Source organism: Roseibium sp. AWQ4_290 (assembly GCF_056160985.1).
The window spans coordinates 102,385-121,838 of record NZ_JBSWYG010000002.1; the positions used below are offsets into that span (position 1 = coordinate 102,385).

Genomic DNA, 19,454 nt, shown 5'->3' on the forward strand with positions numbered 1-19,454 from the left:
TTACAAGAGCTTTCGGGGTGGCAGCGCGCGCTCAAACATCAAATTCATCAATTTCGCCAAAGGCCGTGCGCAATTTGTCGGACCAGCCCTTGGAGAGCTTCTGGAAATAGGGGTCGTCCTGTTCAATCCGCACCTGACGGTCCGTTGAGAACGTGTCCTTGTTGTAAAGCAGCATGTCGATGGGCATGCCGACGGACAGGTTCGAGCGCAGCGTGGAATCGAAGGACAGGAGCACCAGTTTGGCGGCTTCGCCAAGGCGCATGCCGGAGCGGGTCACCCGGTCGAGAATCGGCTTGCCGTATTTGTGCTCTCCGATCTGCAGGAACGGCGTATCCTCGGAGACCTCAATGAAGTTTCCGGCCGCGTATATCTGAAACATGCGTGGCTCTTCCCCGGCGATCTGCCCGCCCAGAATGAAGGTGACAAAGAAGTTTTCCGCATTGGTCGCCAGCGCTTCGCCATCGATTTCCTTGACCTCGCGCACGGCGCTGCCCACCAGCCGGGCCACCTGAAACATGGTTTTGGCGGTCAAAAGAGTGGCGCGGTCATTGTCCGCCGCCGTGATATGTTCGCTCAGAAGTGAGATGACTGCCTGGGTGACGGCCAGGTTTCCGGCCGACAGAAGTGTGATCACACGCTCCCCTGGCTCCTCCCAGGTGTGCATTTTCTTGAAGGTTGAGATGTTGTCGACACCTGCATTCGTGCGCGTGTCGGAGGCAAACACAAGTCCGCGATCCAGTTTCAAGCCAACACAATAGGTCATTTCCGTGCCCCAAACCCCTTTGCCCTGTGGTCCAGCCACCGGCCTGTCACGTGTTCAGTTGTTATGCTGCGCAAGCCAAATTGCAAGGCCGGAATCCGCTGTGTCCCACAGGCAATGAGCGTCTCGCGCGCGGCTGTTGACAAGGTGGGCGGGAGGGACCGGCCTGCGATTGCAGAGCGGGCAGGCCTCCCCGGTTGCGGGCAGAGATGTGGCCCGCACGTCTCCGGCTGGCTCTCGCGCCCGTGCCGGGAGACCCCGGCGCCCGGAACAGCCGCTTTACTGCTGTTGCTGCTGCAACGCGGCCTGGACGACATCCACTTCCACCTGGAGGTTCTCCTCCAGCCCGCCAAAGCGGATGCCCCGGATGGGCGCGGCGGAGCGGGAATCCAGCCCGGTCGTAAGCCGCACGTAGCGGTCTGTCGGACACATGGCGTTGGAAACGTCGAAGCCGGTCCAGCCGAGCCCCTCAATCATCACTTCCGCCCAAGCGTGATGGGCTTCGGAGACCTGCTCGTCCTCCAGCAGCAGATAGCCGGAGACATAGCGCGCGGGAACGCCGAGGGAGCGGGCGGCGGCAATGAAGATATGGGCGTGGTCCTGGCACACGCCTTCGCCTGCCGCCAAAGCCGTGGCCGCCGGAGCGTGGGTCTCTGTCACTCCGGTCTTGTAGTCCACCTTGTCCCGCACGGCCTGCATGAGCGCATGAAACCCTGCAATCCGGTCATGGCCTTCCGCATGGGAGGCCAGACGGCGGATGGCCTGGTTGGACTGGGTAAGGGGGGTGACCCGGGTAAAGATGCGCGGCGGGATCACCGCGTTGGGCTCATGGCCCAGAACCCCATTGGTGTCTTTTGTCTCCACGGTGCCGCTGGCGGTGATTTCGACATCTTCCACCGGCTCGCTGCGCGAGACCATGTGCACCTGATTGCTGAACGCGTCCTTATATGTGGTGGCACGGCCAATGCCCGGGGCCTCAATGGCCCAGTCCAGCACCTTCTGGGTGGCGCCGTCTTCCGGCGTCAGCCGCAATTGCTGCATGGAATTGGCCAGCGGCACATCGTAGCGGTAGCGGGTCGTATGTCGGATAGTCAGTTTCATAGGGCACCGGACAGCGGAAAGGGTCGATCAGGCAAAATTGTAGTCTTCGGAGAGCTGCAAGGCGAATTGATTGTTCTTGCCGATGAAGTCGGTCAGGAAGTCGTGGAGCCCGTCCTGATAGATTTCCCGCATCTGCTTTTCGCACAGGGTGCGAGAGATCTCCATGGCCAGGTCCAGGCTCGGTTCGCGGGAGCTGTAAAATTGTGCCAGTTCCTCTGCCGTATCGGCAATCCATTTGTAACAATGGGCGAGCGAGCGTGGCATTTCCCTTTTCAAAATCAGGAACTCGCCAATATTGAAGGCCTTGAGCCGGGCATTGGGATAGGCGAACCGGTAGCTTCTGCGCCCGGACAGGGACCTGAGGATTGCGGACCACTGATAGCGTTCCACGGATCCGTCATCGGCAATATCGCTATCCGGCAGCAGCGCCCAGTACTGTGTGTTCAGGATGCGGGCGGTGTTGTCGGCCCGCTCTACGAAATTGCCCATCTGGGAGAAGAAATAGCCGTCATCCCTAAGAACCGTGTTGAGCAGGGCGCCCCGGAACAGATGGGCGCGTTGGCTGACCCATGCGAGAAAATCGGGCAGTTTTTCCTGGGTGATGGTTTGCGGGTTGACTTCAATGAACTCGATCCAGGTTGTGTTGATGGCTTCCCAGAGTTCCGCCGTGATGCTGGTGCGGACCGCCCGGGCATTGTTGCGCGCCAGTTCCAGGCTGTTGCGCACACTGACCGGATTGTCCTTGGAGAAGATCAGGAACGCGGTCATCGTGCGGATGTTCAGTTCATCATATCTCTCTGCAAAGCCCTGCTCATTGTCCGAACAGGTGAGGGCAAAGCGCCAGTGGGTGCCGTCTTCCTGGCCCCCGTGGGACATGATTGCGCCGCGATAGGCGACTTCCAGCAACCGGGCGACATTCTGGGCACGCTCGTGATAGCGGGACATCCAGAAGAGGGAGGAGGCAGTTCTTCCGAGCATCAAAAATCAGTCCTCAAGTACCCAGGTGTCCTTGGTGCCGCCGCCCTGGCTGGAATTTACCACTAGCGAGCCCTTTTTCAGCGCGACCCGGGTCAGCCCGCCCGGGGTGATGCGGACCTGATCGCCAATCAGCACGAAGGGCCTGAGATCCACATGCCTTGGTGCGACGCCCGAGGCCACGTGGGTCGGGCAGGCCGAGAGCGCCAGGGTGGGCTGGGCGATGTAGTTGGACGGGTTGGTCTCCAGCACTTTGCGGAATTCAGCAATTTCCCGTTTGGACGCGGTCGGGCCGATCAGCATGCCATAGCCGCCGGAGCCATGAACTTCCTTGACCACGATGTCGGCCAGATTGTCGAGCACATAGGCCAGATCGCCGGGGCGGGCGCAGTTCCAGGTGGGCACATTGTTCAAGATCGGCTTCTGGCCGGTATAGAACTCAATGATGTCCGGCACATAGGCATAGATCGCCTTGTCATCGGCAATACCGGTGCCCGGCGCGTTGCAAATGGTGACATTGCCGGCCCGGTAAGCATCGAACAGTCCGGGAACACCCAGCATGCTGTCCGGATTGAAGGTGAGCGGGTCAAGGAACGCATCGTCAATACGCCGGTAGATCACGTCCACCTGTTTCGGCGCGCGGGTGGTGCGCATGAACACCTTGCCCGCATCGACAAACAAATCCCGTCCTTCCACAAGACCGACGCCCATGGAATCAGCCAGGAAGGCATGTTCGAAATAGGCGGAATTGTATATGCCCGGAGTGAGCACGACGACGGTCTGCTCCGACTTTGCCGGATCGGGGCCGACGCTTTCCAGGGTTCGGCGCAACAGTTCCGGATATTGCTCGACCGGAGCAACGGCATGGGTCTGGAAGAGTTCGGGGAAGAGCCGCATCATGGTCTCCCGGTTCTCCAGCATATAGGAGACGCCCGACGGGGTGCGGGTGTTGTCTTCCAGAACGTAGAATTCGTTCTCCGACACTCTGACCAGATCCGTGCCGATGATATGGGCATAGACCTTGCGGGCCGGGGTGAAACCCGCCATCTCCGGCAGGAAGGCATCGTTTTGCAGAATCAGATCGGCGGGAATGCGCCCGGCCCGCAGGATTTCCTGGCGGTGATAGATATCATGCATGAAGGCATTGAGCGCTCTCACCCGCTGGTCGATCCCGGCGGACAGGCGCCGCCACTCGGCTGCCGAAATGATGCGCGGAATCGGGTCGAAGGGAATCAGCCGTTCGGTTGCCTCTTCCGCGCCATAAACGGCGAAGGTGATGCCAAGGCGGCGGAAAATCGTCTCCGCGTCGCGGCTTTTTTTGGAGAGGAAATTCGCGGGTTTGTCTTCAAGCCAGGCGGCCAGCCTGGAATAGGGCACGCGGGGCCCGCCGGTTTCATCGAGCATTTCGTTGAAGAAAGTCCGGTCGTCCGCCATTGCCTCCCCTTTTTTGCTGTTTGCTTGTTGAGCAATCATGGCAAAATTCGGAAGGGTGTCAAAGAACAATATCGCGGCTGAGTTGCCTAGTATTTGTGCAAATCGTCTGGTGGGTGTGCCTGAAACTGCCGTAGCTGCATTCTGAATGGCTGGAAGGCCGGTCTTCTGTGCAAGGGCGCGCGGTCGGTTCAGCAAGGTCCTTACGGAAGGACCTTAAGCCCATGTGCTGACTTTGCCTTCTTTTGCGATCATGGTACGGCCAAGGGAAACGAGCATTGGGAGGACCGGATGAAAGACGTTCTGGCCGAATTGGAACAGCGCCGCGCAACGGCACGCCTTGGGGGCGGTCAGCGGCGGATCGATGCCCAGCATGCCAAGGGCAAGCTGACGGCGCGCGAACGGATCGAGGTGCTTCTGGATGAAGGCTCCTTTGAAGAATTCGACATGTTCAAGCAGCACCGCTGTACCGAATTCGGTATGGAAGAGCAGCATATTCCGGGCGATGGCGTTGTCACCGGCTGGGGCACGGTCAATGGCCGCACCATTTATGTCTTCTCAAAGGATTTCACGGTGTTCGGCGGGTCTCTTTCAGAGACCCATGCTGAAAAAATCACCAAACTTCAGGATATGGCCCTTCAAAACCGAGCACCTGTCATTGGCCTGTTTGATGCCGGTGGCGCCCGCATTCAGGAAGGTGTGGCCGCGCTGGGCGGGTATGGCGAAGTGTTCCAGCGCAATGTGCTGGCCTCCGGCGTCATTCCGCAGATTTCGCTCATCATGGGCCCTTGCGCCGGTGGGGATGTCTATTCTCCGGCCATGACCGATTTCATCTTCATGGTGCGCGACACGTCCTATATGTTTGTCACCGGTCCGGATGTGGTGAAGACGGTCACCAATGAAACCGTGACGGCGGAAGAACTGGGGGGCGCGTCGGTCCATACGACCAAATCTTCCATTGCCGACGGCGGCTTCGACAATGATGTGGAAGCGTTGCAGGAGATGCGCCGGCTGATCGATTTCCTGCCGATGAACAATCAGGCGGATCTGCCGGAATTGACCAATTATGATGATCCGGAGCGGATCGACACCAGCCTCGACACGCTGATCCCGGACAATCCGAACAAACCGTATGACATGCGCGAGCTGGTTCTGAAGACCCTGGATGAAGGGGATTTCTTCGAGATCCAGAAAAACTTTGCAGGCAACATCTTAACGGGGTTCGGCCGCATGGAAGGGCGCACGGTGGGCATTGTCGCCAACCAGCCCATGGTTCTGGCGGGAGTTCTGGATTCCGACGCCAGCCGCAAGGCCGCCCGGTTTGTCCGCTTCTGCGATTGCTTCAACATTCCGATCGTGACCTTTGTGGATGTTCCGGGGTTTTTGCCGGGCATCTCCCAGGAATATGGCGGTCTGATCAAGCATGGGGCCAAGCTTCTTTTTGCCTATGCGGAGGCCACGGTGCCGAAAATCACCGTCATCACCCGCAAGGCCTATGGCGGCGCCTATGATGTGATGAGCTCAAAACACATTCGCGGTGACATCAACTACGCCTGGCCGACGGCGGAAATCGCCGTCATGGGGGCAAAGGGGGCGGTGGAAATCCTCTACCGGTCCGAGTTGGGGGATGCTGACAAGATCACCAGGCGCACAAAGGAATATGAAGACCGGTTCGCCAACCCGTTTGTGGCGGCAGAGCGCGGCTATATTGATGACGTCATTCGCCCGCATTCCACCCGCCGCAGGGTGGCCAAGGCTCTGGCGCTGCTCCGCTCCAAACAGGCCGATATGCCTTGGAAGAAACACGACAACATTCCGCTTTGACCTGCGCGGAAAGCGAGCTGGGTTGAAGGGGCAAGAGGCCGGTCCCCGGATCCGGCCTCTTTGGGGGGGCGTCCGGAAACCCTCAATCCCAGCGGTTGAAGCCGCCGCGTGGAAAGAGGGGCTCCTTGCATTCATAGGCAACAGGGCATTTGCGGGTGTCCCGGGTCGGGCCGTATTGCACAAAGAGTTCCTGATTGTAGTCGCAATAGCTCCGGTTGGACACGAACATGGAATAGGTATGCTGGCCGGTGGTGAAGACCACGGCACCATGCTGGCGCACCATGTTTTGGGCCTGTTTGCAGGTCATCTGGCGCAGGTCCGGGCGGGCTTCGGCCGCTGTGGCAATCATCAGGCTGGCAAGCGCCGCGCTGAAAGCGGCGGAACGGGGCAGGCGCATCTCGGTCTCCCTTTTTGTCCGGTTGATCCGGCGGTGAATGGAACAGGGCCTTTCACTTTCCCAATGTGCACCGCTGGACGTGACCACACTGTGATGGCGGCAACAGATTATCGCATTTACCGCATTGATGCTCCAGCGTCAGGTCTTGAGAGAGAAGGGGCCGTTCTGTGTCCTTTCACCTCTCGCCCTTTGGATAAGTTGCGCCGGTTCAAAGGGCCGCCTACAAACGAAAAAACGATCCAGTCGGGTGGAAAACATGTTTTCAAAAATTCTTGTCGCCAACCGGGGCGAAATTGCCTGCCGTGTCATGAAGACGGCCCGCCGTATGGGCATCAAGACGGTGGCCGTCTATTCCGATGCCGACCGGGATGCGCTTCATGTGGAGATGGCAGACGAGGCGGTGCCTATCGGCCCGGCCGCTGCGGCTGAGTCCTATCTGGTTGCGGACAAGATCATCGCCGCCTGCAAAGAGACGGGAGCCGAGGCGGTTCATCCGGGCTATGGTTTTCTGTCGGAACGGGCCAGTTTCCCCGAGGCCCTTGCCAGGGAAGGCATTGTCTGGATCGGGCCCAATCCGCGGGCGATTGAGGCCATGGGCGACAAGATCGAATCCAAGAAATTCGCCAATGAGGCCAAGGTCAGCACGGTTCCGGGCTATCTGGGCGTGATTGAAACGCCGGACCATGCGGTGCAGATTGCCGAAGAGATCGGCTATCCAGTCATGATCAAGGCCTCCGCGGGCGGCGGCGGCAAGGGCATGCGCATTGCCTGGACGGCGGCGGAAGTGCGCGACGGCTATGACCGCTCCAAATCGGAAGCTGCCTCTTCCTTTGGCGATGACCGGGTCTTCATCGAGAAGTTCATTGAGAACCCGCGCCATATCGAAATCCAGGTTCTGGGCGACAAACACGGCAATGCCATCTATCTGGGCGAGCGGGAATGTTCGATCCAGCGGCGGAACCAGAAGGTGATCGAAGAGGCGCCATCGCCGCTTCTGGACGAGGAGACCCGCCGCAAGATGGGCGAGCAGGCGGTCGCCCTGGCCAAGGCGGTGGATTATGACAGCGCGGGGACGGTGGAATTTGTCGCCGGGCAGGACAAGAGCTTCTTCTTTCTTGAAATGAACACCCGCCTTCAGGTGGAGCACCCGGTGACCGAACTGGTCACGGGTGTCGATCTGGTGGAGCAGATGATCCGCGTTGCGGCGGGTGAACAGCTGGACCTGGCCCAGAAGGATGTGACCTTGTCGGGCTGGTCGGTGGAAAGCCGGATCTATGCGGAAGATCCGTACCGCAACTTCCTGCCCTCCATTGGCCGTCTGGTACGCTATCAGCCGCCGGAAGAGCAATCCGGCGATGGGGTGACGATCCGCAACGATACCGGTGTCGTGGAAGGCTCGGAAATCTCCATGTTCTACGATCCGATGATCGCCAAGCTGATCACCCACGCCCCCAGCCGGGATCAGGCGATTGCGGCGATGAGCGAAGCGCTGGACGCGTTTTATGTGGATGGCATCCAGCACAATGTGCCCTTCCTGACCGCCCTCATGAACCATCCACGCTGGCGCGCCGGGGATCTGGCCACCAGTTTCATTGCTGATGAATATCCGGACGGGTTTTCCCCGGCCGAGCCGGATCAGGAGGCGCTGAACGTGCTGGCGGCGGTCAGCCTGTCCATGGGCGCGCTGGAAAAGGAACGCCTTGATCATCTGCCCGGCCGTTTGCGGCCCCATTCGGGGGCGGTGCGCGAAGACTGGGTGGTCAAGCTGGACAAGGCCTATGTGCCGATCCGTCTCGCCGCCGGATATCCCGGAACCCCGGTGGAGATGGATGTGGCCCTTGGCGGCGGGCCGGTTTTGACCGTAAGCTCCGAGTGGAGCCCCGGCGATGTGCTGTGGTCAGGCCGGGTCGGGGATCAGAGCGTGACGGTTCAGGTGCGCCCGGTCACCGGCGGCTACCGGCTGGACTGGCAGGGCTATTCGGTTGTGGCCAGGGTGCTGAGCCCGCGCGTGGCCGAGCTGGACAGGCTCATGCCGGAAAAATTGCCGCCGGACACTTCAAAAATGCTGCTTTGCCCGATGCCGGGCCTTGTGGTCTCCATCGCCGTGGAAGAAGGGCAGGAGGTCAAGGCCGGGGAACAGCTGGCGGTGGTCGAGGCCATGAAAATGGAAAACGTCTTGCGGGCGGAACGGGACTGCACGGTCACCGCGATCAAGGCCGCCCCCGGCGACAGTCTCGCGGTGGATGCCGTGATCATGGAGTTTTCCTGAGCGGCATTGCCTGCAGGATACCGCGTTGAAAGCGAAGAGCTCCGGTCTTGCGGCCGGAGCTTTTTTGTTTGGTGACGTTTGGACGGAGAGTGTCTTTAGGAAAGTAAAGTCGTCAGACAGATTATTGACTGAATATGTTGTCTAGATCACATTTTTTTGGTGATTATTATTATAGATGACGCAAGTGCCGTTCGGGCTGCGGCGCATTTGCTGGCAACACATTGAAAGAAAAACGATGCCTATTTATTCATCAATTGGAATCAGCGGGTCTGTTGGCAGGAGCGGCAAAAACGATCCCTTCGACGTGCGTACGGTTCAACAGCGGCTGAATGATTTGATGCATGCGCCCAGAGTGCCGCTGGCGGTCGACGGCAAGTCCGGTCCCAAGACACGGGGTATGATCCGTGACTTTCAGCATTCGGTGCTGCACTTCCGCTGGCCAGACGGCCGGGTTGACCCGGCAGCAAAAACAATCGCCGCCCTGAATGATCCGGCCTCAGAAAGCATCTGGGCGCAGGCGTCGATCCAGCCTTTCATTCCAGACAAGCCGTCCGGCGGCGGAAGCCAGAGCGATGATGTGATTGACGAGATCATCGAAGACCTGAAGGACGAGTTCGGCATGTCCGAAGGGGAAGAAAAGGCCATGCGAAAGGTTCTTGGCGAGGTGCTGAAAGGCAACCACCCTGGAGGCCCCACCAGCGCCGAAAAGGCCGGCAGCTATGGCCGTCTCTTTTTCAAGGCAGTGCGGGGCGGGCTCGTGTTCGCCGCTGCCAACAGTCCGCTTTGGGTCATGGGAGCGGTTTTGAGCATGGCGGCGCCCTTTGTCATGTTTTATGGCTTTTTGAAAGTGCTGGGAAAATCCATGCAGACGGGATCCCGCATTTATGGGGCCGTCGGGGCTGCCTACGCGACAGCCTATTGGGTCCATGGCGGTGTCAAGCCAGTTGGATGCCAGACCCTGATTGCGCGCAACAAGTCCAAACCACCGGAATGGCGGCAAAAGCCGGAAGACATGGAAAAATGCTGGCGTGAAGGCTGGAAATCGGCCTGGAATGCCATGGAAAAAATGTGCGCCGATGAGGCGCGCAAGGCCGGGTGCTCCAAAGAGGAAATGCACAAGGCGCTTCAGATGTTCATGGGCGTGAACAGTCCGCAGCAGATTGCCCGCAGCTGCCTGTTGCAGATTTCCAAGGATCTGCGTCTCAAGGACCCCAATGTCGCCAATGTTGCTGGCCTGCTGGCAAACGAACTCATTTATCCCCATTGAGGTTGAGGCTCTGATCCATCACGCTCAGACCAAGTCACTTCAAGGTTTTTGCAAGGGCAGGGCTGTGCTAGGCAAAACAGGCACACCTTCCCGCATGGACCTGCAATGACATCCTTAAAAACAGTTCTCTTCGATCTTGACGGCACCCTGACAGACCCTTTTGAGGGGATCACGCGGTCTATTCAATATGCGCTTGGCAAGATGGGCGCGGCCGTTCCAGAGGCTGCGGAGCTGCGCTGGTGCATCGGCCCGCCGCTCTGGGACAGCTTTGCCGTGCTGCTGAAGACACAGGACCGGGCGGTTCAGGACAGGGCCGTGGGGTTCTACCGGGAACGCTACACGGCAACGGGGCTCTTTGAGAACACGCTGATTGACGGGATCCCCGAATGCCTGGAGGCTTTGCGCGCAGCCGGGCTTGACCTTCACGTGTGCACCTCCAAGCCCCATGCCTACGCGGGCAAGATTGTCGATCATTTCGGCTTGAGGCCGCATTTTGGCAAGGTCTATGGCTCGGAACTGAGCGGTGAGCGCTCAGCCAAGGCCGAGCTGATCCGTCATATTCTGGATGAGCAGGGCCTGGCAGCGTCTGAGACCCTCATGATCGGCGACCGCAAACATGACCTTATCGGGGCCAACGCCAATTCGGTTCCAGGAGTTGGTGTGCTTTGGGGCTATGGCAGCCGGGAGGAACTCTCGGCGCAAGAGCCGGCTCTGATCGTTGAGACACCGATGGAAATTTCAGCGATACTGAAAATTTAGTCGTTTTTCGTTGCGAACGGCGAGGAAGTTTTCTAGATATGCCACCGAGAGAACAGTTCTCGGGGCGGGGTGAAACTCCCCACCGGCGGTATCAGGGAAGCCTGGAGCCCGCGAGCGCCCTGGAAGATATCTGCCAGGGGTCAGCAGATCCGGTGAAAGGCCGGAGCCGACGGTTCATGCCAGTCCTTCTGAAAAAAGACCTCGCGACAGCAGGTCTTTTGACGAGAGGCGGCAGGTGGCAGGTTCTGGAGACAGGAGCGGCCCAAAGTCCGGATGAGAGAGAACTTGACTGTGGTCCTTTCAAGTGGGGCCAGCAGGCGCGTGTCTTTTAGAGACTGTTCTGGACTGGTTCAACGGGACGGGACATAGGCCATGGCCGCAGACACTTCTTTTACTTCCCAAAAATCCTTGCTGGGGGCCTTGGCAATGGTTGGGGCCGGCATCTGTTTTGCGCTTGTGAACGGGGCCCTGCAGGCCTCGACCATGCAATTGGGCGTGCCGTCCACCTCTGCCGCATTCTGGCAATATGGCCTTGGCCTTGTGGCTGCGCTGCCCTTTGTGCTCCGGCGCGGCTTCAGCGCCCTCAAGACGCACCAGCTTGGCTGGCATCTCCTGCGCGGTCTTCTGGCGGTCATCGGCATTCAGATGTGGGTGGCCGGTCTGGCCCGGGTGGAAATCTGGCAGGCTATTGCGCTGGTCATGACATCGCCCTTCTTCGTGATCATTGGGGCAAAGCTGTTTTTTGGGGAGCGGGTCGGCCTTGTGCGCTGGCTGGCGACCCTGGCCGGTTTTTCCGGCGGAATGGTCATTCTGGCGCCCTGGTCGGCCGGGTTCCACTGGGGCGCGGCACTGCCGCTTGGGGCTGCCGCCTTCTGGGCGGGTACGTCGCTGGTGACCAAGAAGCTGACTGAAACCGAGCAAGCTGACACGATTACCGTCTATCTGTTGTTGCTCCTGACGCCGGTCAACGCGCTGCTGGCGTTTGGCGAAGGCGGCATAGCCCTGGCAGCGGGCCCGGTCCTCTGGCTGCTGATTGGCGCAGGCGTTCTGACCGGCATTGCCAATTTTCTGCTGACCCTGGCCTACCAGACTGCGGATGCGGCCTTTGTGCAGCCCTTTGATCACTTGAAGCTGCCATTCAACATCGCGGTCGGGTTTCTGGCCTTCGGCTTTGCCCCGTCCGGGGCTTTCTGGCCCGGGGCTCTGGTGATCGCCGGAGCATCGCTCTTTGTGATGGTGGATGAACAAAGGCGCGGCCGCCAAAAAGCGGTCGCAGCCTGACCACAAAGTTGGGGCAAAGGGGAGGCATCCTGGCTGAGGCTGGGATAAGGTGAGGGGCACGCGACTTTGTCCTGCAGCCATAGCCTTCCAGATCCTTGCCAAGGAGTTGCCCATGTCCACTGACCTGCTGACCGTCCATGTTCTGATCGAAGGCCGCGTTCAGGGCGTCGGCTACCGGGCGTGGTGCGCGGAGGCGGCGGCGGCGCGGGATCTGGCGGGCTGGGTGCGAAACCTGCAAACGGGTGCTGTGGAAGCGGTCTTTTCCGGAACCCAGGACAATGTCTCGGACATGCTGGACGTGGTCTGGAGCGGGCCGAGATTCGCCCGGGTCACCGCCGTGCGGGATCTGGAGCCGGTGTCCCGTCCGGGCGGCGGGTTTGAGGTCCGGGAAACCTCGTAGTGTCTCCGATCCTTTTCTGTCTTGTGTATCAATTCCGGCTTTCGGCGTTGAACTGTCACGGAAATATCGCAATGATCTGATCTCACTTGTGAAACAATCAGATTTTAGCATTTGCCTGACGGAGGAGACGGACCGTGAAGATTGCGATACTGGGCGGAGACGGATTTGTCGGCTGGCCCACATCCTTGCACCTGTCGGACAAGGGCCACGACATTCATGTGATCGACAATCTCAGCCGCCGGTGGATTGACGCGGAACTCGGTGTTCAGTCGCTAACGCCGATGGATTCGATCCAGGAACGCACACGGATCTGGAAACAGGAGACCGGCAACACCATCCATTTCCATTTGATCGACATTGCCACTGATTACGAGGTCTTCAAGGCCTGGCTCGCGGAGCACCGCCCCGACGCCATCATCCATTTCGCCGAACAGCGGGCGGCGCCCTATTCGATGAAATCGGACCAGCACAAGAATTACACCGTCAACAACAATGTGAATGCGACCCATCACCTGCTGAATGCCATGGTGGAACTGGGGCTGGATGCCCATCTGGTGCATCTGGGCACCATGGGGGTCTATGGTTATTCCAGTGTTGGTGCGGCCATTCCTGAGGGGTACTTGAGCGTTGATGTGGAAACGTTGAGCGGTGCGAAGGCCCCCCAGGAGATCCTGTATCCGGCCAATCCCGGCTCGATCTACCACATGACCAAGTGCCTCGATCAATTGCTGTTCCAGTTTTACGCCAAGAATGACGGACTGCGGATCACCGATCTGCATCAGGGCATTGTCTGGGGCACCCATACGGAGCAAACCCGCCGTCACAAACAGCTGATCAACCGGTTTGACTATGACGGTGATTACGGCACCGTGCTGAACCGCTTCCTGATTCAGGCGGCCATCGGCTATCCGCTCACCGTGCATGGAACCGGCGGTCAGACACGGGCCTTTATCCATATTCAGGATTCCGTACGCTGCATCGAGCTGGCACTGAACAACGCCCCCAAGCCGGGCAGTCGGGTCAAGGTGTTCAATCAGATGACCGAAACCCACCGGGTGCGGGATCTGGCCGAATTGATCTCCCGGCTCACCGGCGCGAAGGTTGCCTATCTCCCCAATCCACGCAAGGAAGCGGCGGAAAACGACCTCGTGGTGGAGAACCGGCAATTCCTGGAGCTTGGCCTTGAGCCGATCAAACTGGCAGACGGGCTGTTGAGCGAAGTGGTGGACGTGGCCAGGGCCTTTGCCTATCGGGTGGACCGCAGCCGGGTGCCCGCCGTGTCCGCCTGGACCAGGGAGATTGCCGAAGAGATCGAGCATGACCCTGAACATCCGCGCCTGAAATCGGCCTCCTGAGGGCGCCATGCTGTCAGGACCTGATTTTGACCGGCCGGCCCGCTCGAAAGCGGCCTATGTGACGCTGGTGACCAACAAGGACTATGTGCTCGGCGCGGCGGCTCTGCTGCAGTCGCTGCGCGTGAGCTGCACGGAAGCGGATCTTGTGGTGCTGGCAACTCCTGGAGTGGCGGTTTACGATCTGACGATGCTGGAAGACCTGCGCCCCCGTATTGGCATATGCGATCGGCTGCCAACGTCAGACGCATTTAACGAGCGCCACGAGCGCGGGCGTCTGCACGCGACCGCACCCTTCACCAAGGGCGGCAAGCCGGTTTTTCACACACCGCTCGACAATTTCGTCAAGCTGCGCCTGTGGCAGCTGAAAGACTATGAACGGGTGGTCTTCATCGATGCGGATGCGCTGGTGCTGCAAAACTGCGACAGGTTGTTTGCCTATCCGGACTTTTGCGCCGCACCGAATGTCTATGAGAGTCTTTCCGACTTTCACCGGCTGAACAGCGGTGTTTTCACCGCTCGCCCGGATGCGGCCACGTTTGAGGCCATGCTGGCCAGGCTGGACCAGCCGGACGCGTTCTGGCGGCGAACCGACCAGACGTTTTTGGAGCATTATTTTCCCGGTTGGCACGGGCTGCCGGTCTTTTACAACATGCTGCAATATGTCTGGTTCAACCTGCCGGAGCTGTGGGACTGGCGCCAGATCCATATTCTCCACTACCAGTATGAAAAACCCTGGCAGGCGGGCCACGACAAGGCGGACCGCCTCAGGCCGCTGATAGATCTGTGGCAGCGTTTTGCCAGTGGCGGGGATCTGCCGGTGGATCTGGGCCGCTTGCCCGGCCCGCTGGAGGCTGCGGCGGTGAAAGCCTCGTAAATGCAGGTGCTGGTCACAGGGGCAAGTGGCATTGCAGGCCGGTTTCTGACCCATAGATTGCTTGCCGATGGCCATGATGTGACAGCGCTGGGCCGTACGCCTTTGCAGCAGAACCCGGCCGCCTTTTTCCCGTTTGATCTGGCCGGGCCCGCGCCGGTTCTGCCCGGTGCCGAGGTGCTGGTCCATGCGGCCTTCCATCATGAGCGGGGCAAATACCGGGGCGGCGAGGGAGCCGATCCGGAGCGGTTTCACGCGTTGAACGGGGCGGGGACAGAGAGGCTGTTTCAGGCCGCCAGAGCCGCAGGTCTGCGCCATGTGGTGTTCCTGTCCAGCCGTGCCATTTATGGCGACCACCGGCAGGGCGAGGTGCTGCGGGAAAGTGATCCGGTTCAGCCGGACACCCATTATGGTCTTGTCAAAAAGACCGGCGAGGACGCCTTGAAGAGCTTGTGCGGACCGGGGTTCTTCGGCACGGTGCTGCGCCCCACAGGGCTTTATGGCGCCGTTCCGGGCCGCATGGACCACAAATGGACCGGTCTCTTCGAGGAGTTTCTGTCGGGCAGACCGGTCGCGCCGCGCTGCGGTACGGAACTTCATGGGGAGGATCTGGCGGCTGCCGTGTCGCTGCTTCTTTCAGGCCGCAGGGGCGGGGAGTCCTTTGAAATATATAATGCGTCCGATCTTCTTGTTGACCGTCGGGATCTGCTCGGGCGTCTTCAAACCGCCTGCGGCCGGGGCGGACCATTGCCTGAGGCGTCCAGCGCCCGGCGGCCCTCCGTCATGGAGACAGCCAGGCTGGAAGCTCTTGGCTGGCGGCCGGGGGGCTCGGAAAAGCTGAATGGTTTCGTGGAAGCGTGCGCCCGGGCGCTGTAACACCAAGCGCGGTCAAATAGGTCATCATCAATTGCCTTTGGTATAGAGCGGGTCAAACGGTGTCAGGCGCGCCTTCGGTCTCAACGGGGCCGAAGATTTTCTCAAATTCCGCCCGGAGCACGGTATCGTTTTCCGCCATGGTCACCGGCAGACCAAGATCCACAAGGCTGGTCACCCCGTGTTCTGTCACCCCGCAAGGCACAATGCCGGAAAAATGCTCCAGGTCCGGATCGACATTGAAGCTGATGCCGTGAAACGTGACCCATTTGCGCAAGCGGATGCCGATGGCAGCAATCTTGTCTTCGGCCGAGGCGCCGCGCTCCGGGCGCGCAACCCACACACCAACCCGGTCTTCCCGGCGCTCGCCTCTCACATGATAGTGCCAGAGCGTGTTGATCAGCCAGGCCTCCAGCGCGGAGACAAAGGCGCGGATATCCTGCTGGCGGCGTTTCAGATCCAGCATCACATAGGCCACCCGCTGGCCGGGGCCGTGATAGGTGTGCTGGCCGCCACGCCCGGTCCGGTAGACGGGAAACCGGCCCGGGGCAACCAGATCGCTGTCATTGGCGCTGGTGCCGGCGGTGTAAAGCGGCGGGTGCTCCAGCAGCCAGACAAGCTCATTTGCCGTGCCTGCAGTGATTCTTTCCACCCGCTGCGTCATCTGCTCAAGGGCGGTTTCATAGCCGACCAGATCATCGGAAATGCGCCACTCGACAGGGGCGGAGCCCGGTTCGGGCTGAAAACTGAAGGAAAGCGTGTTTCTTTCGGCAGGTGACATGTGGATGACAGTTCTTTGTTTTTTGAGCTGGCTTGCCGGGCCGTGGTATGGTGGGGCGCTGGCGGTTTCGCCCTATTTAAGGATCTTGAGGTCTTATGGCCACCTTTGACGAAATCAAAGTCGACATTTCCGTTGTGCTCGGCGAATCCGAAATGCCGGTGCATCAGCTCCTGCGCATGGGCCGCGGTGCGGTGATCGATCTGGACGTTTCGGAGGATGATGACGTCAAGATCTACGCCAACAACACTCTGGTGGCAAAAGGGCAGGTGGTGCTTCTGGGCGAGCGGATCGGCATTTCCATAACCGAAGTGCTGTTGCGCGGGCCGGAAGTGCGCCCAATGCGCACCGACGGGCCGCTCTGAGCCTTGCCGGCGAAAAACACCCGGTAGAACACGGCCGGATGTGCAGGCCTGTGAATTATTGCGCACTCGGCCCTTGCGCCCCCAAAAACCTTTTGCTACATGGGGCGCCTCGACGCAGACAGCGCTGGGAAACAATCGAATATGCGGTCGTGGCGGAATTGGTAGACGCGCAGCGTTGAGGTCGCTGTGGGGTAAAACCCGTGGAAGTTCGAGTCTTCTCGACCGCACCATTCAAAAACAAAGGGTTACGTCTTCCGGGCGTAACCCTTTGTTTTTTAAGCTGCTCCAAGCTAGCTATTCAATTGGCTTTCCGACCTTGTCGCGTCTAGCCACCGCCCTGACCATCGCCCGCGCGATGCGCTCCTTCATTATGGCTTTGAAGTTTCGCGCTTGTCTCAGAATTGGGGTTCCGCGTTCGCCAAAAGTCTCGGACGCACGCTTGAGATAGCTGTAAAATGTCCAAGTCTTATAGTCGTCAGGCGAAAGCTCGTCTGGGTGTACACGGCTAAAACGCTGGCTGAAGTCAGAGTAGTTAAAGCTCTTCAAGATCTCTGACGCGCTGATGTCCGGGTGCGCATTGGCAAAGCCGTGCGCCACTCCTTTAGCCGATTTTGCTACCTTGCTATATAGCCGTGACATAGTGCTGTCCCGCACATAGACTTTTTTGCCGTCAAAGCGAAAACCCAAATACTCAAAACCGTTCTTGCCCTGCGGGCCACGCACATGCTCGAAGCCCAGACCATCAGCATTGCGCTTGAAGCAAACAATGCACGTCTTGGCCTCTTTGATCTCCAATGCCTTGCCATACTTGCGGATCTCTCCAACTGCGAAGGCTTCCGTTTCATTGGCCTCTCGGATGCCTCCGGGCACTATCAGCAAAATATCATCTGAGTATCGCATGTAGCGCCCCCTGCGATCTGTCGCGTACTTGTTCAATGCGACATCGAAATCGAGGAGATAGAAATTGGCGATCAGGTCGGAAATCGGCGCGCCTTGTGGCACGCCATGGTCGAGTAGGTTGCCGTCGTCATCTGCGTTAGGCCGTATCAGGCTGGGGAGGTCCGGATCGCCACCACAAATCTTCTCGCGAAATTCTGCCGGCGAACAAAGCTGCATGGGCATGTCTTTGAAAAGCATGGTGTAACGTTCGCGGGGATATCCATTCACTTCGACTGTCTCAATGAACCCAAGGCGTCGATATACGTCTTTTTGATCGACAACGTGGTAGCGGGTCACGTTTTTAAATACAGTGAAGTGATCCGGAGGCAGGCGTTCGACTTGAAGCAGATCGCACCACACTTCTTTGATTCTTCCATGGTCGAGGTTTTCGAAGTAACCCTTTATGTCGAGTGCGATGGCAACGCATTCGCCCTGTCTTTCGATTTCTTCAAAGGCATCTTTCGCGAAGTCGATATTACACTTTCCGCCGCCATTACCCTTGGGGATTTTCCGGTACGCAATTGGGCAATGCTCGATTCCCAAATCATTGAGCCGTTCTTCATACTTTTGAGCAAGGATCCTTCGATAGTGCGTCAGAATGTAGGCGTCACGCCGTGCCGCGTATCGGATTGGGCGTGATTTGGGCTCGGGTCGTTCTTTGTCGGCGGTTCGGAAGGGTTGCCAAGTCTCATGATATAGAATGAATGGGTAAAATTTGTTTGACGCCACCCGCTTAGGGTCAGAAACAATTTCTTTCACCTCTTTGATCGACAATCTGCGATCAAAATGCGGATAGTGCTTGACGTCTTTCGGAGAGAAATCCGGTTCCATCATCCATACGCGAGTGGGGCCGAAACATCAGGCAGGACACTTGCCCTAGTGCGTTCCGGCCCCGCTGTTCTGCGTGGTGCCCATCTTTCGACGTGGTCGTTTATATTGTCATGCAACTGGCAATTCACATTACCGGAAGTCGCAGCCGCGTCGCCGGTGCAAATACAGGAGCCCACATAGTGGTACTTGAAATCTGCAATCACCTGGCAACAGGCCTTGACAGTTTAAACGATCGACTGCGGCGCCCAGTTGACGCCGATGTCTTTACAATAGGAACGGATGTAGAACATTTCAAGTGATTGCAGGGGGTAGTCAACAGAATGATTCGCGGCCGTAGATTGTCCTTGTGCGAACAGTTTGAATATGCCCAGTGTCAGACTTGACTAGCAGAGTCATGCGCGAAACTGCACTAGCTCTATTGCAACGTCCGGCGGATGCCGAGGGCAAACAGTGTCTCCCGGTCTGTCGGCCAGCGGGACTCGCACCTGTTCAGCGTTGGGCAGAGGACGTCGAAGAACGCGCGGCGGTTCGGCCAAGCCTGTGTGTAGATGCGTCTGCGCACATCACATGGGTGATTGAGCGAATCCATTTGCATTGTTAGGAGTGACAATGTGCATCTAGGAGACAACATGACCTCGTTAAAATCAATTACTTCCATCTGTCTTTTGGCGCTTGCCTGTGCTGGTTGTTCGATGACGTTGAACGTAAAGGGACAGTCCACAGACGGTTCAGAGACCTTCACCGGGAAGGCGACAGGGTATATCGATGGCGGCGGAACTCTGAAAATTACGAGCAACCGGGGACGCGTTTGCACGGGCACCTTCGTTTATGTTTCCCGCAGAGATGGCGAAGGCACGTTCAACTGTGATGATGGCTCAAGCGGTCCTTTCCGCTTCGTTTCAACCGGCACAAGAGGAACCGGGACAGGCAATTTGAACGGAAAGCAATTTACATTCACTTTTGGCTAAATCTTCGAAA

At 58.8% G+C, this 19,454-nt stretch carries 18 protein-coding genes, 1 tRNA gene and 1 riboswitch; of the genes, 12 read left to right on the plus strand and 7 right to left on the minus strand.

Annotated elements, in window-relative coordinates:
- Positions 1-31: 31 nt before the first annotated feature.
- From ACXAH0_RS02715 to ACXAH0_RS02730, 4 genes are all read right to left on the minus strand, one after another.
- Positions 32-763 (minus strand): proteasome-type protease, encoded by a 732-nt coding sequence (locus ACXAH0_RS02715; RefSeq protein WP_475178171.1) that lies wholly within the window; start codon positions 761-763, stop codon positions 32-34.
- Positions 764-1,039: 276 nt separating this feature from the next.
- Positions 1,040-1,861 (minus strand): transglutaminase family protein, encoded by an 822-nt coding sequence (locus tag ACXAH0_RS02720; RefSeq protein ID WP_475188854.1) that lies wholly within the window; start codon positions 1,859-1,861, stop codon positions 1,040-1,042.
- Positions 1,862-1,888: 27 nt separating this feature from the next.
- Complete coding sequence (locus ACXAH0_RS02725) at positions 1,889-2,839, minus strand: alpha-E domain-containing protein (RefSeq protein ID WP_475178161.1); 951 nt, start codon at positions 2,837-2,839, stop codon at positions 1,889-1,891.
- A 6-nt stretch (positions 2,840-2,845) separates the two neighbouring features.
- Positions 2,846-4,270: a circularly permuted type 2 ATP-grasp protein gene (locus ACXAH0_RS02730; protein ID WP_475188858.1), complete on the minus strand. Its 1,425-nt coding sequence runs from the start codon at positions 4,268-4,270 to the stop codon at positions 2,846-2,848.
- Positions 4,271-4,558: 288 nt separating this feature from the next.
- Here ACXAH0_RS02730 and ACXAH0_RS02735 point away from each other — a divergent pair, with 288 nt between their 5' ends.
- Entirely contained in the window at positions 4,559-6,091 is a 1,533-nt protein-coding gene (locus ACXAH0_RS02735; protein WP_475188862.1) for an acyl-CoA carboxylase subunit beta, read from the plus strand.
- A gap of 82 nt (positions 6,092-6,173) precedes the next feature.
- Here the strand turns inward: ACXAH0_RS02735 and ACXAH0_RS02740 are convergent, their stop codons facing one another.
- Positions 6,174-6,488, minus strand: a complete 315-nt coding sequence (locus tag ACXAH0_RS02740; RefSeq protein ID WP_475178150.1) for a hypothetical protein — start codon at positions 6,486-6,488, stop codon at positions 6,174-6,176.
- A 256-nt stretch (positions 6,489-6,744) separates the two neighbouring features.
- Here ACXAH0_RS02740 and ACXAH0_RS02745 point away from each other — a divergent pair, with 256 nt between their 5' ends.
- From ACXAH0_RS02745 to ACXAH0_RS02780, 8 genes are all read left to right on the plus strand, one after another.
- Positions 6,745-8,757 carry an acetyl-CoA carboxylase biotin carboxylase subunit gene (locus tag ACXAH0_RS02745; protein WP_475188867.1) on the plus strand — a complete coding sequence of 671 codons (2,013 nt, stop codon included), beginning with the start codon at positions 6,745-6,747 and terminating at the stop codon, positions 8,755-8,757.
- Positions 8,758-8,992: 235 nt separating this feature from the next.
- Positions 8,993-10,024 carry a peptidoglycan-binding domain-containing protein gene (locus ACXAH0_RS02750; protein ID WP_475188870.1) on the plus strand — a complete coding sequence of 344 codons (1,032 nt, stop codon included), beginning with the start codon at positions 8,993-8,995 and terminating at the stop codon, positions 10,022-10,024.
- A 105-nt stretch (positions 10,025-10,129) separates the two neighbouring features.
- Positions 10,130-10,783, plus strand: a complete 654-nt coding sequence (locus ACXAH0_RS02755) for an HAD family hydrolase (RefSeq protein ID WP_475188873.1) — start codon at positions 10,130-10,132, stop codon at positions 10,781-10,783.
- A gap of 51 nt (positions 10,784-10,834) precedes the next feature.
- A riboswitch (FMN riboswitch) is annotated at positions 10,835-10,987 on the plus strand.
- 168 nt (positions 10,988-11,155) lie between these two features.
- Positions 11,156-12,064, plus strand: coding sequence for a DMT family transporter (locus tag ACXAH0_RS02760; protein ID WP_475178135.1), 909 nt, complete (start codon positions 11,156-11,158; stop codon positions 12,062-12,064).
- A 112-nt stretch (positions 12,065-12,176) separates the two neighbouring features.
- Positions 12,177-12,464 (plus strand): acylphosphatase, encoded by a 288-nt coding sequence (locus ACXAH0_RS02765; protein WP_475178129.1) that lies wholly within the window; start codon positions 12,177-12,179, stop codon positions 12,462-12,464.
- 134 nt (positions 12,465-12,598) lie between these two features.
- Positions 12,599-13,819 carry an NAD-dependent epimerase/dehydratase family protein gene (locus tag ACXAH0_RS02770; protein WP_475188876.1) on the plus strand — a complete coding sequence of 407 codons (1,221 nt, stop codon included), beginning with the start codon at positions 12,599-12,601 and terminating at the stop codon, positions 13,817-13,819.
- A gap of 7 nt (positions 13,820-13,826) precedes the next feature.
- Entirely contained in the window at positions 13,827-14,693 is an 867-nt protein-coding gene (locus ACXAH0_RS02775; protein WP_475188878.1) for a glycosyltransferase, read from the plus strand.
- Positions 14,694-15,566, plus strand: a complete 873-nt coding sequence (locus ACXAH0_RS02780; protein WP_475188881.1) for an NAD-dependent epimerase/dehydratase family protein — start codon at positions 14,694-14,696, stop codon at positions 15,564-15,566.
- A 52-nt stretch (positions 15,567-15,618) separates the two neighbouring features.
- On the opposite strand, the gene lipB is transcribed toward ACXAH0_RS02780, so the two are convergent.
- The gene (lipB, locus tag ACXAH0_RS02785; RefSeq protein ID WP_475188883.1) at positions 15,619-16,344 is read right to left on the minus strand and encodes a lipoyl(octanoyl) transferase LipB; all 726 of its coding nucleotides are present in this window, start codon (positions 16,342-16,344) and stop codon (positions 15,619-15,621) included.
- 95 nt (positions 16,345-16,439) lie between these two features.
- Here lipB and ACXAH0_RS02790 point away from each other — a divergent pair, with 95 nt between their 5' ends.
- Together ACXAH0_RS02790 and ACXAH0_RS02795 are read left to right on the plus strand one after the other, a co-directional pair.
- Positions 16,440-16,706, plus strand: a complete 267-nt coding sequence (locus ACXAH0_RS02790; RefSeq protein WP_475178108.1) for a FliM/FliN family flagellar motor switch protein — start codon at positions 16,440-16,442, stop codon at positions 16,704-16,706.
- A gap of 143 nt (positions 16,707-16,849) precedes the next feature.
- Positions 16,850-16,936, plus strand: a tRNA-Leu gene (locus ACXAH0_RS02795).
- A 64-nt stretch (positions 16,937-17,000) separates the two neighbouring features.
- On the opposite strand, the gene ACXAH0_RS02800 is transcribed toward ACXAH0_RS02795, so the two are convergent.
- Positions 17,001-18,479, minus strand: a complete 1,479-nt coding sequence (locus tag ACXAH0_RS02800) for an RNA-dependent RNA polymerase family protein (RefSeq protein WP_475188886.1) — start codon at positions 18,477-18,479, stop codon at positions 17,001-17,003.
- A gap of 626 nt (positions 18,480-19,105) precedes the next feature.
- On the opposite strand from ACXAH0_RS02800, the gene ACXAH0_RS02805 reads away from it, so the two are divergent.
- Positions 19,106-19,444: a hypothetical protein gene (locus tag ACXAH0_RS02805; RefSeq protein WP_475188888.1), complete on the plus strand. Its 339-nt coding sequence runs from the start codon at positions 19,106-19,108 to the stop codon at positions 19,442-19,444.
- Positions 19,445-19,454: the final 10 nt, after the last annotated feature.

What these genes read in the sequence shown, in the direction of transcription:
- ACXAH0_RS02805 (WP_475188888.1), top strand. Translation starts at nt 19,106, where the DNA reads ATGACCTCGTTAAAATCAATTACTTCCATCTGTCTTTTGGCGCTTGCC.
- ACXAH0_RS02760 (WP_475178135.1), top strand. Translation starts at nt 11,156, where the DNA reads ATGGCCGCAGACACTTCTTTTACTTCCCAAAAATCCTTGCTGGGGGCC.
- ACXAH0_RS02730 (WP_475188858.1), bottom strand. Translation starts at nt 4,270, where the DNA reads ATGGCGGACGACCGGACTTTCTTCAACGAAATGCTCGATGAAACCGGC.
- ACXAH0_RS02745 (WP_475188867.1), top strand. Translation starts at nt 6,745, where the DNA reads ATGTTTTCAAAAATTCTTGTCGCCAACCGGGGCGAAATTGCCTGCCGT.
- ACXAH0_RS02725 (WP_475178161.1), bottom strand. Translation starts at nt 2,839, where the DNA reads ATGCTCGGAAGAACTGCCTCCTCCCTCTTCTGGATGTCCCGCTATCAC.
- ACXAH0_RS02800 (WP_475188886.1), bottom strand. Translation starts at nt 18,479, where the DNA reads ATGATGGAACCGGATTTCTCTCCGAAAGACGTCAAGCACTATCCGCAT.
- ACXAH0_RS02755 (WP_475188873.1), top strand. Translation starts at nt 10,130, where the DNA reads ATGACATCCTTAAAAACAGTTCTCTTCGATCTTGACGGCACCCTGACA.
- ACXAH0_RS02740 (WP_475178150.1), bottom strand. Translation starts at nt 6,488, where the DNA reads ATGCGCCTGCCCCGTTCCGCCGCTTTCAGCGCGGCGCTTGCCAGCCTG.
- ACXAH0_RS02715 (WP_475178171.1), bottom strand. Translation starts at nt 763, where the DNA reads ATGACCTATTGTGTTGGCTTGAAACTGGATCGCGGACTTGTGTTTGCC.
- ACXAH0_RS02765 (WP_475178129.1), top strand. Translation starts at nt 12,177, where the DNA reads ATGTCCACTGACCTGCTGACCGTCCATGTTCTGATCGAAGGCCGCGTT.
- ACXAH0_RS02780 (WP_475188881.1), top strand. Translation starts at nt 14,694, where the DNA reads ATGCAGGTGCTGGTCACAGGGGCAAGTGGCATTGCAGGCCGGTTTCTG.
- ACXAH0_RS02735 (WP_475188862.1), top strand. Translation starts at nt 4,559, where the DNA reads ATGAAAGACGTTCTGGCCGAATTGGAACAGCGCCGCGCAACGGCACGC.
- ACXAH0_RS02750 (WP_475188870.1), top strand. Translation starts at nt 8,993, where the DNA reads ATGCCTATTTATTCATCAATTGGAATCAGCGGGTCTGTTGGCAGGAGC.
- ACXAH0_RS02790 (WP_475178108.1), top strand. Translation starts at nt 16,440, where the DNA reads ATGGCCACCTTTGACGAAATCAAAGTCGACATTTCCGTTGTGCTCGGC.
- lipB (WP_475188883.1), bottom strand. Translation starts at nt 16,344, where the DNA reads ATGTCACCTGCCGAAAGAAACACGCTTTCCTTCAGTTTTCAGCCCGAA.
- ACXAH0_RS02775 (WP_475188878.1), top strand. Translation starts at nt 13,827, where the DNA reads ATGCTGTCAGGACCTGATTTTGACCGGCCGGCCCGCTCGAAAGCGGCC.
- ACXAH0_RS02720 (WP_475188854.1), bottom strand. Translation starts at nt 1,861, where the DNA reads ATGAAACTGACTATCCGACATACGACCCGCTACCGCTACGATGTGCCG.